Here is a 14,052-nt window from a genome sequence, read left to right as displayed (position 1 = left end):
TCTTTTTTTTGATTCCTAGAAGAGGAAATTCGTAGGGAACCGGAGAATTAACAGTAGATATGAAGGGAGAATGTTAAGTGGCGAACTTAGTAGATCGTAACTTTGCCGGCGGTAGTATAGGTGTTGCTACTTCCCTAATTGAATTAGAGCAGATCAGTAAACAGTATGGACGCCGACCCGTATTGGAGGATGTATCGTTCACTATTGAAAAGGGAACTGTAACAGCTCTGATCGGACGAAACGGATCCGGCAAAAGTACCCTGTTGTCAATCTTAGCTGGACTTGTCCACATTTCCTCAGGAAAGCTGAGTTGTAAGGATCCAAATCTGAGAATTGGTTATGCACCTGAGATGTTTCCAGGGTTGAAGCTGACCCCAGAACAGTACTTGCGAAGTATGGGTCAGATTAGCGGCCTTGCGCCAGTCCTGATCGAACAGGAGCTAACAACGTTATTTCAACTTTTTAAACTGGAGCACTTTCGCAAGCAGTCGATGCTAAATTTCTCCAAAGGAATGCTGCAAAAAATTAATTTGATTCAAAGCTTGTTGGGAAGTCCCTCGTTGCTGCTTCTTGATGAACCTATGTCGGGCCTTGATCTCCCATCAATGAATAAGTTAGCTGATCTTCTCATCGTTTTGAGAAATAAGGGGACTGCTATAGTCTTCTCTGTACATGAACCCCAATGGATTGAATTGCTTGCGGATCAGGTTCATGTGATACATGAAGGGAAAATTGTAAAGTCAATTCAGGGGTCAGAGAAGCTAAACATAAAACCCTCTACATACATACTATTGTCTAATCTGTCGATTCAGAAACTGCAGCAATTGAAGGAAATGGCAGGTTTCATTTCAATAAATACGTTTAAGGATAGTTGTAACATAGAACGTACGGCGTTGACAGTAACAAGTTCAGAATCAGATACTTTTTTGCGGGTTATCTTGGAGTCGGGTGGTTCAATACAATCGGTAGAACCTCGCGGAGGATCGCATGACTTAGAAAAATGGATGAATCCTAGGAGTTGAACAGGGGGTCTTACGTGTATCCGTTTATCGTTTACATGCTGCGAAGTTATACTCGATCTCAGCGTTATTTCGGCCCGTTAGCAGGGATTGTGATTGCAGTCTTGATATTGTATTCTTATAAGCCCAATCCAGTTATGAATAGCTATGCCGCTACAGCAGTAATGCTCTTTATAAGCTGCGCTTGGATGAGTCTTAGTTTTTTGAATCATGAGCACGCTGTTCATCGGCAGATTGCAGTTGTTCACATGCGAAGTGCGGCTAAACATAGTGCAGGTGGTATCTTAACGCTTGCATTTCTAACGCTGCTGCTAGATCTATTGATTGTCCTTTATCCTTGGGTAACGGGTCATTTTGCAGAATCACCCGGGGGATATCGGTTAATTCTCGCGCTCATAGGACATGGATTATTGGGTATGCTTGGTGTGGCTATTGCCCTATTCTTTCAATCTTCTTGGGTTCAAAAAGGCAGTCATGCGACAGGTATGTTGTTAGCTATCGTTATACTATCACTGGGCGGAGCACAAATCAGCGAAAGTTTGCCTGGTATATTTCATTTTTTGATCTGGTTGTTGCCGCCAGTAACTCCTGTAATGGAGGCCATGATGAAAGCTGATACATTGTCATTAGCGGAGTTGTTAGGTTCCTTTGCACAAGCATTAGTATATATAACACTGCTTATCGGTTTTTATTTGTACAGATCAAGACAGAGGGATTACAACAAAACATAACTTGTATAGATAAAAGGAACAAGGATACAGAAGTGGGGGAAAAGATGAAGGATACATATGTACCTGAGAGTGAACAATCAAAAGAGTTATTCGCCTATTTTGGACTGGCAGTTTATTATGGACAGGCCCTCGAGCAGCAGCTTACCAACTTGCTATTGCTTACTAAGCTATCACAAGGAAAAACGCCAACAGAAGCAGATCTGACAGACCTTTATCAGCGAAAACTCAGCAATTCACTCGGCCAACTCATCAAAGAAATCCAACATCATTTTCCTTTCTCGGAGCAAGAAACCGCTCAGTTGGAGGAAGTGTGGAAACAACGTAATTACATCGTTCATGATTACTTTAAAGAGCGTATACAGGAAACCTTTACGCCTGCCGGAAGGGCTAAAATGATTCGGGAGCTGAAACGTTTTAAAAATAAAGCAAGTAGACTTGAAGTTAAACTGCAAGGCTACTGCACAGAAATGTTCACGAAACTTGGATTAGAGGAGGAAAACTTATTGTAATAATCCTTCTAATCCGCAAGCTGTTACAACCTCTGGTCTAAAATGAACCGAAGAAGCTCTAACACAGCGAGAGAGTGCAGTTAAAGCTTCGCCTAATGCCGGAATCATCTCCGGTGTTAGGCTTTCTCCAGGTTCCCACCACCAATTGTTAATATTCAATGTTTGGCTCTTCTTATCCATCACCGGTTCAAATCTGCCAACAAAACGATCATTATATAATATAGGCAGTACATAGTACCCATATTCTCGTTCTATTGCCGGCTTATAGACCTCCCAGCGGTAATGAAATCCGAATAATTGCCGAACCAGCTCACGTTCCCACAACAAATTATCCAGCGGAGCCAATACGGCCGCAAATGAATCACGTGGTTGAAGCCCAATCTCTTCAGATTCTTGCAGCATCACAGACTCCAAGGTTGGAGCATCTATACTGCGGATATAAAGCGGAACCTTAATCCCCTCGACCCAAACTTTTCTGAGACTATCCTTCTCCAGCAATCTCTGAATCGCCGCCGCACGCTCTTTGCTCTTCAGTCCGGATATGCCCAGCCATCCGTCTCCAGATTTATTCCATAACAAGCCGATACTTCCTATTCTACGTAACACATACCAATCATGAAATTGTTCTTCCGTGACATTTGGATCGGCTGAACTCAGCAGCTCTGAGGGTAACAAACGTTCAGCGAAATCATAATATCGCCGGGTATGTACACGATGGTGGACAACAATCTCTCCCCAAAAGTACATGCTTTCCATTGCAGCTCGTGATAATCTTGTCGGAGCCCAAGCCCAATCTACTTTTTCCTTTCCGTCTAAATCCAGAGAGGAGAGGGGGCCACGCTTCTGAAGCTCTTCACGAACCTGTGCTACAGCGACCATTACAGGCTCATTAGCCTGATGATGGGAGGCAGCAGCAGTTCTTCTCCGCTTAAAATAAGGCCAATCCTCTGTACAATAAATTGACATGTTCTTGTCCCAGCCATCAACGAGCAGCCTGTCTTTATACAGAAGCTCTTGGACCAGTTCTGGCGTAAATCCCGGAATCCGTGCCTGGAGGACCAGCTCATGATTATGGCCAGCGATATTAAGGGGGTCATATTGGATGCAGCCTACGTGACGAACATAGTCATAAATACTAAGTTTTCCAGAAGGGATAGCTCCAGCAGTTAACTTTTGATGAGATAGCAGAAAAAGCCTGGCTTGTTTCTTAGTCAAATTATAAGTAAGCATCGTTTGCTCCTCCAAGGTTATGTATTAATTTCCATAATACAGAACATCTGTTCTAAGATCAAGCAGGAAAAAACCCTGAATCACAATGAAGTGACTCAGGGTTGTAAATTACATTTTCTCAAGAGAGGGTTGCAAGTTTCCGAGTGCTGGACGGTTGCTTGCGCCAGCGTTATCGCCAGAGCTGTTAGCAGCAGCACCTACTTGCAGCTGGTACATACGGAAGTATCTTCCGCCAAGCGCCATCAGTTCATCGTGGCTGCCGCGTTCTACGATCTCTCCGTGATGCAGGACTAGAATCTGATCTGCACTGCGAATCGTGGATAAGCGGTGAGCGATGATGAAAGTGGTGCGTCCTTTTTTGAGAACTTCCAGCGCATCCTGAATGACGCTTTCCGTTTCTGTATCGATGTTGGAGGTAGCTTCATCTAGAATGAGAATAGCTGGGTCAAAGGAGAGAGCTCTCGCAAAAGAAATCAATTGCCGCTGACCCGCAGATAAAGTACTTCCTTTTTCGATGACAGGTTCATCAAATCCTTGTGGAAGATGAGCGAGTAACTTATCCGCACCAACCTCACGCAAAGCACGTTCTACCCGTTCACGGGAAATTCGTTCATCCCCTAGGCTGACGTTCGAAGCAATGGTGCCCGTGAAGAGGTACGGATCCTGCAGCACGATGCCCATGTGATTCCGCAGCCACTGCTTCGGAATATCCGTAACCTTTTGACCGTCAATCGTAATATCGCCTTTTTGTGGATCATAGAACCGGAACAGCAGATTGATGATTGAGCTTTTGCCGGAACCCGTATGACCTACAAGAGCGACAGTTTCACCCGGGCGTGCTTCAAAGGAGATATCGCGCAGGACGTAGTCTTTTTTATAAGCAAAAGATACATTCTTAAATTCCACTTTCCCTTTGTAGCGTGGCATGGAGCCGTCCGTAACATTCTCTCCAGGTTCATCCATAAGCGTAAACACACGTCCCGCAGATACCATAGAAGTATCCAGGTTCGCCAACTGGTTCACCATACCTGTGATAGGCTGGAACAAACGTCCGAGCACATCGACAAAGGCATACAGAACGCCTAAGGATACAAAGGTTGAACCAGTAATACTGCCATGTCCGAAATACCAAAGCACCATCACAAAAGAGAGACTGCGAAGTGAGTTCACCAGATTGTGGGACGTGAAAGCATTCAGATTTAACATTTTATTCTGATATTTCAAGTAATCATCGTTCAGGTTCTCAAATTCTGCACTAAGCTGCTTCTGACGGCGGAATATCCGGACGATTGACATCCCCTGAATCGATTCATTAATAATGGCGTTAATTTCACTTAGACGTGAGCGAATGATCGTATTGTATTTGGTCGCAATTTTGCGATAGAGCACGATCCACAGCACAAGAATAGGTACAATGAACAAGCTGATCAGACCCAGACGGACATCAAGTAAGAACAGAGCGATATACACGCCAGTTATATTGATAATACCGGTGCTGAAATTGGAGAGGACCGCAATGAATAGATCCTTAATCGCCTCGGTATCATTTGTAACCCGCGACACTACCTTACCAGCAGGCAAATTGTCAAAAAAATGAACGGGTAGTCGCTGGATATGCGCGTATACATCTGTCCGCAGCTTCCGGATTACCTGATTCGCCGAAGATTGCAGCCAGTAGGTTTTTCCGAATTCAGCAAAGATGGAGATTACAAGAAAAATAGCATACATTCCGACCAACTGATAGATCCCAGGAAGCTCGGGTTTGTAAAAAGCGAACAGCTCATCTGCCGACAGCTTAACCGCGGGATAGATAACTTCGTTATCACCACGGGTGATATGCATCTCTCCATCGATGAACTTTCGTTCACCGTCAGGCTGTGTTACAGCTTCGTTAATAAAATAGAAACTTCTCCCTGCTTGAAGAACACGAATTTCTTGGCCTTTAGTTTCACCAGGCTCAAAGCGATCGCCGCGTTTGTATAAATTATTGTTATATTCAGCCGCCTTATCGGGAGACGTAGTGCTGAAATAGGGCTTCTCGATGGCCAGCATGTGATTGTCGATCATGCTTTTGGCTATAAATGGACCTGCCAGCTCTGCCGCTACCCCGATTGAAAGCAGCAGAAGGGCTGCGATAAAGGTTTTCTTTGCGGTCAATGCATATTCCAGCAGGCGTTTGCCTGTACTTTGTGTCAACCGTGACACCTCCTAAAATGTTTTGCGTAGTCGTAGCTCGTTTATTTATGGTTGTAGTTTAATCATTCGATAAGTTATTTTCGACTTGCTGCCGATCATATTGTTCACGGTACCAGCCATTCAAATCCAATAGTTCCTGATGTGTACCTCGCTCAACGATTTGTCCGTTATCCAGTACAACAATCATATCGGCATGTTGGACGGCGGAGAGACGGTGAGTAGAGATAAATGTGGTTTTTCCGGCACGTTCATTCCGGATGTTGTCGATAATCTGAGCTTCCGTACGAGCGTCAACGGCTGATAAGGCATCGTCCAGAATAAGAATATCTGGATTAGCGATAAAAGCTCTGGACAGAGAGACACGTTGCTTTTGTCCACCGGAGAGGGAAACACCACGTTCACCCACCAGAGTATCCAGACCATCGGACAATGTGCCCAGGTCGTTCTGGAAAGCGGCAGCTGTAATGGCTTGCATAATCGTATCGTCATCGGCGTTGTCTAGACCAAACTGAATGTTTTGCCGAACGGATTTGGAGAAAAGGATTTGCTCTTGTGGAACATAACCCATCCAGCTATGCAGCTGATCCAGGGAAATCTGTTGAATAGGCACACCAGAGATAAGGATTTCTCCATTACCTGTCGGATATTCGCGGAGCAATTGTTTGAGCAGTGTTGATTTCCCGCTTCCTGTACGCCCGACTACACCTAATGTCTGCCCTTGGTTCAGGGTTAAGTTTACATGGGTTAGATTGTCTATCGTCGAAGAAGGATAACGGAAAGTCACATCGTTAAGCTCGATTCGAGTAGGGTGGGGAACTTGAACGGGATGGGCAGCATTTTGAACATCGGGTTTGGAGTTTAACGTCTCGTCGATACGTTCGAGGGAAGCTCCACCACGCTGCATAATGTTGATCAATTCTCCAATAGCGAACATCGGCCATACAATCATACCGAGGTACATATTAAAGGAGACTAGATCACCCAGTGTGATCTGATTGCGGAATACAAGGTAAATCCCATAAGTAAGACCAATAATGTAGCTGAGTCCGACACAGAAGCGGATGGTTGGTTCGAAGAAAGCATCGACACGAGCTACGGCCATATTTTTGTTGTAAACATCTTCAGTAATATCCGAGAAACGTTTTTCATCAAGACGCTCTTGGACATAAGCACGGATTACGCGCACACCAGAGACAGATTCGAGCACTTGGTCATTCATATCTCCGAATGCATCCTGCGCTAAGCTGTACCGATCATGAATAGCTTTACCATAAAAAATCATAGCTATTGCAATTAGGGGTAATGGTAATACTGCTGCAAGGGTCAATTTCCAACTTACGAGAAAGCCCATCGCAAACAGCACAACCGTGAGGTAGATTGTAGAATCCACCAGTGTAAGCATCCCGAATCCTACGGTAGCTGAGACGGCTCTGATATCATTGGTTGCCCGGGCCATGAGGTCACCAGTTCTATTTTTTTCGAAGAACGAAGGTGTCATAGTCATAAGATGATTCATAAATCGGGAGCGCAGCAGGCGCTCAACAAGGTTGGAACCTCCGAAAAGTTTGTGCATCCATATGTAGGTAATCCAATAAATAACTAGCAGCAAAATGAAGATCATGCCGATATATTTGGCAAGCGAAGCTGTAGTAATCGAACCGCGTACTATGTCGTCAATGGCATTGCCTAGCAGACGTGGAGGGAGTAATTCAAGAACGCCCACACCTATGAGTAATATGAGTCCAATCAGGTAACGCCTTTTTTCTCGGCGAAAAAACCAGCCGAGATCGCGAAGAACAGAGAACAAGTAAATCCCTTCCTTTCAGGTTGTAATGATTGCTTGTGATGCTGATAAAAGCGCAAGTGATTATCTCTTCAGCAAACAAAAAAGGCATATCATCCGAAAACGGACGATATGCCTGTAATTTACAGCTATCATGCGCACGGTGCGTTACAGCACCAAGCATGTGAGAGACCTTCAAGAACTAAAGTTATACGGTCCATAAGACTCGCAAAAACTTCAGGATGGCTTAATCACTTGGGCTGCTTCGGTATTCGGTTGAGTAAAAATTCCAACAATAGTAAAATAATATGGCTGTAACTTCGTAAACACCGCGCTCACCCCTTTCATTAATTTGGTAATAACTAGAAGACGTTTAGTTATGTTCAGAGTTTATCATCCGGTTCGCGAATTTGTCAAACTTAATTTTAAATGGAATGGGAAATCATTAATTGCATAAAGTTGTTTGAATATCGACTTATTTTCGTTATGATTAGAATATACAAAGGAGCTGAGAGAAATGAACATGGAAATTAGTCAAGCAGCGGCAGCTTGGTTTAAGAGAGAATTGGACCTTAAGAATGGAGACTATATTCGTTTATTTCCCCGTTATAGCTCGGGAGGTGGACTTCACCCCGGTTTTTCGCTGGGCATTGCTACAGAAGCACCTGGGCGTCCAGCTATTCAGGTCAAACAGGATGATATTGTGTTCTACATGGAGGAGCAGGACTTGTGGTATATGGAAGGTTATGACCTATCTATCGTATACTCTGAGTCAGAGGATGACATTGAATATAAGTACGAACCAAAGCCGGTATCCGGCGAAGTGCAGGTATAGTTGTCTTAATGATTGTTTATTTTAATCAGGAAAAGCCCTTGCCAAAAGGCAGGGGCTTTTCAAATGCTGTCTTTAAAATGAGGGTATTCCAGTTGGAGATACATAGGTGTTATCAGTGCAAATTGCGAGAGGTTTCTTCCTCCAGAGCGAAGTCGAAGTCGTCAATATCGTACACCTGAACTGGAACTCCACCCTCGATGATCCGTTGAATCAATTCAAATTGATCCGTTAGGATAGGTACTTTCTCACGTTGTGAGGACAGCAGAAGCTCTGTTTCGATGGGATCGAACATCTCACCGTAGGCAGCGGTATCCATACTGTTAATGATGGTGATTTTGGATTGCCCGCCAAGGAGAATACCTGAGCTTTTCGCCCAAGGCACAGCTAAACAGCGGTTGATCTTCTTCGCGTTGAGCGGTTCTTCAAAATAAGCAATGAGCTCACTAATCTTCAACTTTACATGCTTGTCGTCGTCCGGACGGTTCATCAACGGATCATCGCTGTCTCGCAGTTCGTATAGTTCCATCACGGTAGTATAAGGCACTATATATTCTACAGGGCTGCTCGATACGAGAAGCTGGCCGTAAATCGCCATCATGACGGCTTCCGTCACAAATTGTCTAGACATCGTTATCCTCCTGAAGTTCGGTACTGCAATTGTACTTATGATCTAAAATTATAAAAACACTGTAGAGAGCAAAAGTCAACTGTACTTAGCAACTCACTAAAGAGAAGGGACAGAATATTCCTGTGAAGCAATGGAAATCATATTTTACTTTTGTACGACCTTATATGAAATTGATTGTGTTTACGCTGTTTATCGGCATGATCAAATTCAGTATTCCGCTAACACTGCCAATGATTCTGAAATACGTGGTCGATGACCTCCTAATGAACCCGAGCATGGGGATTGAGGAACGGGTATCACATTTGATGCTTATTCTGGGTGGTGCCTTAATTTTATTTGTTATCGTAAGAGGGCCCGTAGAGTATTATCGCCAATACTTTGCTCAGCTTATCACAAGTAAAGTGTTGTTCGATATGCGAAATAAGCTTTACAGTCATTTACAGCGGCTGTCACTGCGGTATTATCAGAATACCAAGGTGGGAGAAGCCATCTCCAGATTTATTAACGATGTTGAGCAGACCAAAAATTTGGTCGAAGTCGGCATGATGAATGTATGGCTCGACACGTTTACACTAGTTTTTGCTTTGGGATTTATGTTTTATTTAAATCCGGTGCTGGCGCTCGTGTCTATCTCGGTATTACCTTTTTACGCAATTGCAGTTAACAAATTGTATAAGCGGCTTAAGCTGTTAACGAAAGATCGTTCCCAAGCTCTGGCTGGCATTCAAGGTTATCTCCATGAACGGATTCAAGGGATATCAATCATCCGCAGCTTTACGATGGAAAAAGTGGATCAGAAGCAGTTTGAGGACATCAACGGTAACTTTCTTAAAAAAGCGATGGCGCAAACCCGCTGGAATGCTATGACCTTCGCAATTATTAATACATTAACGGATATAGCACCTCTTTTGGTCATCGGATATGGTGGTTATCAGGTCATTCATGGCAATTTGACAGTAGGTACCTTTGTAGCTTTCTTTGGCTATCTGGACCGGATGTATTCCCCGCTGCGGAGATTGATTAATTCCTCGACGGTGCTTACGCAAGCCTCTGCTTCTCTTGAACGGGTGCTTGAGCTGCTGAATGAGCCTTATGATATTGTAGACAAGCCGGGAGCAAAAGTGCTAAAGGATTCACGTGGTGAGATTGCTTTTGAGAATGTATGGTTTAAATATAACGAAGAGAATGATTGGGTCTTAAAAGATATTAATCTGAGTATTCAGCCCGGACAGACCATTGCGTTCGTCGGAATGAGCGGTGGAGGAAAGTCCTCCCTTATAAGCTTGATCCCGAGATTCTATGACATCAGTAAAGGCAGCCTCCAAATGGATGGTTATGATATACAGGAATTAACACAGGAAAGCTTGCGTAGGTCTGTCGGCATGGTCCTGCAAGATAATTTCTTATTCAGCGGATCTGTGCGTGAGAATATTTTGTTCGGTAATCCTAATGCCACGGAAGAAGAGGTCATTTCAGCAGCAAAAGCTGCCAATGCGCATGATTTTATTGAGCAGCTGCCACTGGGTTATGAGACAGAAGTGGGAGAACGTGGTGTTAAGCTATCCGGAGGACAGAAGCAGCGGGTTGCTATCGCAAGGGTATTTCTCAAGGATCCGAAGGTTCTTATATTAGACGAAGCTACTTCGGCGCTGGATCTGGAATCGGAGCATTTAATTCAACAAGCGCTGCAGTCTCTTTCTTCGGAACGTACTACACTAATTGTAGCGCATAGACTGTCAACGATTACACATGCGGATCAGATTGTCGTACTTGAGAATGGTGAAATTACTGAACGGGGTACGCATGAACAGCTGATGGCGATAGAGGGTAGTTATGCGCGATTATTTAACGTACAGCATTTAGACGCTTAATATTTTTTTGGAAAAATACTTGAACATCTTAGTGGTCCTCTCGAAAGAGAAGGCCACTTTTTTTGAATTCCAATCAGGGTGGCGGCACACAGTAACTTATACTATGGCAAAAATTCTAAACGGAATCTGAGTCTTTTCGGAGATCATGTGCGTCTAAAGCTTATAAACATCATGAAAGGAAGTGAGGAACGTGAATAAAACCACGCTTGAGGAAAAGGCGATAGCAGGTGATGAAGACAGCTTTACTGCGCTTATTGACGGCATGCAGGAGCGTTTATACCGAATGGCCTACTCCTATGTGCGGAATCAAGAGGATGCACTGGAGATTGTGCAGGAGACCGTCTTCAAAGCCTATATCTCCATTCATAAATTGAAGCAACCGCAATATTTTAAAACTTGGCTCACCAAGATCGCTGTCAACTGTGCGCTGGACTATATCCGTAAATCTAAAAAAATCGTGTATATAGATCAAGAGCTGGGAGGCAGCTATGCTCCGAAATCTAGGGAAGAAGTTATGGACTTGCATGAAGCGCTCAGCGGCCTTGATGAAAAATCAAGAATGGTGATTGTGATGAGATATTTGGAGGACTTGCCCATAAAGGAAATTGCAGAAGTTCTCGATATGCCCCTGAGCAGTGTCAAAACCGTTATTTATAGAGGTTTGGAAAAATTAAAAATAAGTATGGAGGAGAGTGAGTACTTTGGATAAGCAACTAGAACGTCTACAGCAAGCCTATAATGAGATTGAAATTCCTAAAGAACTATCATTCGCTTCTCGTAAAGGAATTGAAAGAGGGAAAATCTATAAACAGAAAAATAGTTCTTCAAAACGTGCCTTGAAATGGACAGGATCAGTAGCTGCGGCTGTATTGATTTCTTTTACGGTGGGTGTAAATACGGTTCCTGCTTTTGCGAGTAGTATGGATCAAATACCGGTTCTAGGTAAGCTGGTCAGTGTTCTGCAATTTACGGAAGGAAGTGCAGGTGGTGGAACCATTCAGGATGGAGTAGATGTGAACTTTATTTCGGTGAAACAATTGAAGAATAGCGATCAATTGATTTTGAATTTTGCAAATCCAGATGAAACACAACAGTTAGCAAGCTCATATAACGTAAAGTTTACGGAAAATCCGGCAACAATGACGATTACAGTAAGTGGGGCGAGAAAATTCTCAGCAGTCAAAGATCTGGAGACATTAAAACAAAGCCGATATGTCCAGGATGCTTATCCACTAATTACGCTAGATGATTCGGCTATTCGGTTCAATGTCACGCTTACGGACTCGGTTGCTTATGAGGTAAAGGAATATAAAGAGCCAGCACAGGTAGTGATTACGTTAAAAGAGAAAGGAGACGAAGTAAAAGGGGGCTCTGTATATTCGTTAAGAACGGTCTCACAGCCTTCTGGTGAGGCGCTGGGTATGGCTGAAGAAATGTTATATGGGTTAGAGGATGTGCGGATGTTAAAGGATGAGAAGGGCTTATATCTCGTGGAAGCAGGATATTTTAATACAGAAGAAGAGGCTTTGAAGCAGTTGCAGAAAATTAAGACAGAGTATGGCGTTGAAGATTTATTAGTCGTTGAAAAAAGAGCGGTGCAGCAAATTCCGCAGTCCATTTCTCAGGTGGAGGAATAATGAAGAAGAAGGTTCAATAAAAGGCACAATAAAAAAGACCGCCAAAAGCGGTCTTTTTTGTGCTGTTCTATTACATTTTGCCGATCATAAGTGATAAAATGCCGGCTGCGATCAGCGGACCGACCGGAACGCCTTTAAATAACGCAACCCCGATCACCGTGCCAATCAGCAGACCTGCAACAACTGTGGGTTGGTTGGTCATGAGCGTAGCACCGCGGCCTCCAAGAAAAGCGACAAGAATGCCAATAGCGATAGCAAGCAAGGACTTCCAGTGCAAGAAGGATTGACCGACTGTCTGCAGCGATATTTTGCCGCTGGCTAATGGGGTCATGACCCCGATGGTCAGGATGATAATCCCGATGGTTAAACCGTATTTTTCTAGCCAAGGAAAAGTTTGCTGTAAGCCAAGTACTCTTAGCAGTAATAGGACGACCATTGCTATTGTTACAGGGGAATTGCTGCTGATAATTCCGAGCGCTGCAAGTCCAAGCAAAAGCAAAGAGGTCATGTCCATCTTAATGTTTCAACTCCTTAGGATTAGAACTTTCTTTTGACACAATGTGATCTGCAATAAGCTTACCATGCCCTCTTCCGGTCTCAATAAACACTTCGTTAGCATTGCGGCCGGAGGCGATTACTCCAGCAACATACAACCCTGGAACATTACTTTCCATGGTAGAGGTGTTAAAAGCAGGCTTATCCATGTCGTCATCCATGATCACACCCGCTGAAGTGAGGAGGGTACGGCTCGGACGGAAGCCAGTCAAGGCAAGAACGAAATCATTATCCAATGCTTTCTTGTCCCCCTTATGATCCGTAACAATTACTGAGCTTGCAGTAATTTCAGTGACACGCGAGCCTAAGTGCAGAGTGATTTTCCCTTTTTGCACCATGCCTTCAAAGATTGGCCGAACCCAAGGTTTAATATTCTCTGAGATGCTTTCACCACGATATACCATATCTACCGTAGCTCCTACACGCATAAGCTCCAGTGCTGCATCTACTGCGGAATTACTGCCGCCAATTACAGTTACCTTCATTCCCGTGTAAGGATGGGCTTCACCGAAATAATGAGTAACTTTAGGTAGTTCTTCACCTGGAATGCCAATCATATTCGGCTGATCAAAATAACCTGTTGCTATAACTACATTTGCAGTGATACGTTTCTGATGCTCACCACGCATATTTGACGTATGTACGGCAAAGGTTCCATCTTCAAGCGGTTCAATGGATAATGCTTCTTCATAAGCGGCGATCTCTAGACCATATTGCTCGGCGGCTCGGCGATAATAGACAAGCGCTTCATGACGGTAAGGCTTGTCGTTGGTCGAAGTGAAAGGAACATCCCCGATTTCTAATAACTGAGCCGTACTGAAAAATTGCATATTTGTTGGATACAAATAAATGGAGTGCACAATAAAGCTTTTTTCAATGATAAGGCTGGACAGACCTTGGCGTTGGCATTCAATAGCTGCCGAGAGGCCGCAAGGACCTGCACCGATAATAATGACATCTTTCATAAAGCGGGTTACCTCCTGATTGTTACTATCTTTTCTTTAAATCCTACCCTAAATTCATGAATTTTTCCATAAGAGCAGATTGAGTATAATATC

The 14,052-nt window shown here is 43.8% G+C and carries 13 protein-coding genes; 7 read left to right on the top strand and 6 right to left on the bottom strand.

What is annotated here, in order from left to right; genetic code table 11:
• Nucleotides 1-77: 77 nt before the first annotated feature.
• Genes MHH89_RS08680 through MHH89_RS08670 form a run of 3 tightly spaced genes read left to right on the top strand, consistent with a single transcriptional unit; the run spans nucleotide 78 to nucleotide 2,259 of the window.
• On the top strand, nucleotides 78-1,022 hold the full coding sequence (locus MHH89_RS08680) for an ATP-binding cassette domain-containing protein (RefSeq protein ID WP_076128324.1): 945 nt from the start codon (nucleotides 78-80) through the stop codon (nucleotides 1,020-1,022).
• 14 nt (nucleotides 1,023-1,036) lie between these two features.
• Nucleotides 1,037-1,750, top strand: coding sequence for a hypothetical protein (locus tag MHH89_RS08675; RefSeq protein ID WP_076128327.1), 714 nt, complete (start codon nucleotides 1,037-1,039; stop codon nucleotides 1,748-1,750).
• Nucleotides 1,751-1,794: 44 nt separating this feature from the next.
• Nucleotides 1,795-2,259 carry a hypothetical protein gene (locus MHH89_RS08670; protein ID WP_038571625.1) on the top strand — a complete coding sequence of 155 codons (465 nt, stop codon included), beginning with the start codon at nucleotides 1,795-1,797 and terminating at the stop codon, nucleotides 2,257-2,259.
• On the opposite strand, the gene MHH89_RS08665 is transcribed toward MHH89_RS08670, so the two are convergent.
• From MHH89_RS08665 to MHH89_RS08655, 3 genes are all read right to left on the bottom strand, one after another.
• A complete protein-coding gene (locus MHH89_RS08665; protein WP_341086841.1) occupies nucleotides 2,251-3,489 on the bottom strand; it encodes a winged helix-turn-helix domain-containing protein in 1,239 nt (412 codons plus the stop codon). The two genes, MHH89_RS08670 and MHH89_RS08665, sit on opposite strands and share 9 nt — an antisense overlap.
• 108 nt (nucleotides 3,490-3,597) lie before the next feature.
• Nucleotides 3,598-5,685, bottom strand: a complete 2,088-nt coding sequence (locus MHH89_RS08660; RefSeq protein WP_076304074.1) for an ABC transporter ATP-binding protein — start codon at nucleotides 5,683-5,685, stop codon at nucleotides 3,598-3,600.
• Nucleotides 5,686-5,743: 58 nt separating this feature from the next.
• Nucleotides 5,744-7,492: an ABC transporter ATP-binding protein gene (locus tag MHH89_RS08655; protein ID WP_341086840.1), complete on the bottom strand. Its 1,749-nt coding sequence runs from the start codon at nucleotides 7,490-7,492 to the stop codon at nucleotides 5,744-5,746.
• A gap of 493 nt (nucleotides 7,493-7,985) precedes the next feature.
• On the opposite strand from MHH89_RS08655, the gene MHH89_RS08650 reads away from it, so the two are divergent.
• Complete coding sequence (locus tag MHH89_RS08650; protein ID WP_036688019.1) at nucleotides 7,986-8,303, top strand: HesB/YadR/YfhF family protein; 318 nt, start codon at nucleotides 7,986-7,988, stop codon at nucleotides 8,301-8,303.
• A 112-nt stretch (nucleotides 8,304-8,415) separates the two neighbouring features.
• Here the strand turns inward: MHH89_RS08650 and MHH89_RS08645 are convergent, their stop codons facing one another.
• A complete protein-coding gene (locus tag MHH89_RS08645; protein ID WP_036688017.1) occupies nucleotides 8,416-8,931 on the bottom strand; it encodes a hypothetical protein in 516 nt (171 codons plus the stop codon).
• A 122-nt stretch (nucleotides 8,932-9,053) separates the two neighbouring features.
• On the opposite strand from MHH89_RS08645, the gene MHH89_RS08640 reads away from it, so the two are divergent.
• The 3 genes from MHH89_RS08640 (at nucleotide 9,054) to MHH89_RS08630 (ending at nucleotide 12,439) form a co-directional block, all read left to right on the top strand.
• Nucleotides 9,054-10,802 carry an ABC transporter ATP-binding protein gene (locus tag MHH89_RS08640; RefSeq protein WP_076128337.1) on the top strand — a complete coding sequence of 583 codons (1,749 nt, stop codon included), beginning with the start codon at nucleotides 9,054-9,056 and terminating at the stop codon, nucleotides 10,800-10,802.
• Nucleotides 10,803-10,992: 190 nt separating this feature from the next.
• Nucleotides 10,993-11,511 (top strand): sigma-70 family RNA polymerase sigma factor, encoded by a 519-nt coding sequence (locus tag MHH89_RS08635; RefSeq protein WP_340033185.1) that lies wholly within the window; start codon nucleotides 10,993-10,995, stop codon nucleotides 11,509-11,511.
• Nucleotides 11,504-12,439, top strand: a complete 936-nt coding sequence (locus MHH89_RS08630) for a DUF4179 domain-containing protein (protein WP_076128342.1) — start codon at nucleotides 11,504-11,506, stop codon at nucleotides 12,437-12,439. Before MHH89_RS08635 ends, MHH89_RS08630 begins: the two co-directional genes overlap by 8 nt.
• A 70-nt stretch (nucleotides 12,440-12,509) precedes the next feature.
• Here MHH89_RS08630 and MHH89_RS08625 read toward each other — a convergent pair whose 3' ends face one another.
• Both MHH89_RS08625 and MHH89_RS08620 read right to left on the bottom strand, forming a co-directional pair.
• A complete protein-coding gene (locus MHH89_RS08625; RefSeq protein ID WP_036688009.1) occupies nucleotides 12,510-12,953 on the bottom strand; it encodes a DUF441 domain-containing protein in 444 nt (147 codons plus the stop codon).
• A gap of 1 nt (nucleotide 12,954) precedes the next feature.
• Nucleotides 12,955-13,959 carry a YpdA family putative bacillithiol disulfide reductase gene (locus MHH89_RS08620; protein ID WP_036688007.1) on the bottom strand — a complete coding sequence of 335 codons (1,005 nt, stop codon included), beginning with the start codon at nucleotides 13,957-13,959 and terminating at the stop codon, nucleotides 12,955-12,957.
• Nucleotides 13,960-14,052: the final 93 nt, after the last annotated feature.

This window comes from Paenibacillus sp. FSL H7-0323 (assembly GCF_038002725.1).
Lineage (GTDB): Bacteria > Bacillota > Bacilli > Paenibacillales > Paenibacillaceae > Paenibacillus_AQ > Paenibacillus_AQ odorifer.
Note: the sequence above shows the minus strand (reverse complement) of the source record. Positions and strands in the feature narration are given on the sequence as shown.

Bases quoted from the DNA above. Each gene is read 5' to 3' on its own strand.
- MHH89_RS08670 (WP_038571625.1), top strand. From the start codon at position 1,795: ATGAAGGATACATATGTACCTGAGAGTGAACAATCAAAAGAGTTATTC.
- MHH89_RS08665 (WP_341086841.1), bottom strand. From the start codon at position 3,489: ATGCTTACTTATAATTTGACTAAGAAACAAGCCAGGCTTTTTCTGCTA.
- MHH89_RS08650 (WP_036688019.1), top strand. From the start codon at position 7,986: ATGAACATGGAAATTAGTCAAGCAGCGGCAGCTTGGTTTAAGAGAGAA.
- MHH89_RS08645 (WP_036688017.1), bottom strand. From the start codon at position 8,931: ATGTCTAGACAATTTGTGACGGAAGCCGTCATGATGGCGATTTACGGC.
- MHH89_RS08625 (WP_036688009.1), bottom strand. From the start codon at position 12,953: ATGGACATGACCTCTTTGCTTTTGCTTGGACTTGCAGCGCTCGGAATT.
- MHH89_RS08620 (WP_036688007.1), bottom strand. From the start codon at position 13,959: ATGAAAGATGTCATTATTATCGGTGCAGGTCCTTGCGGCCTCTCGGCA.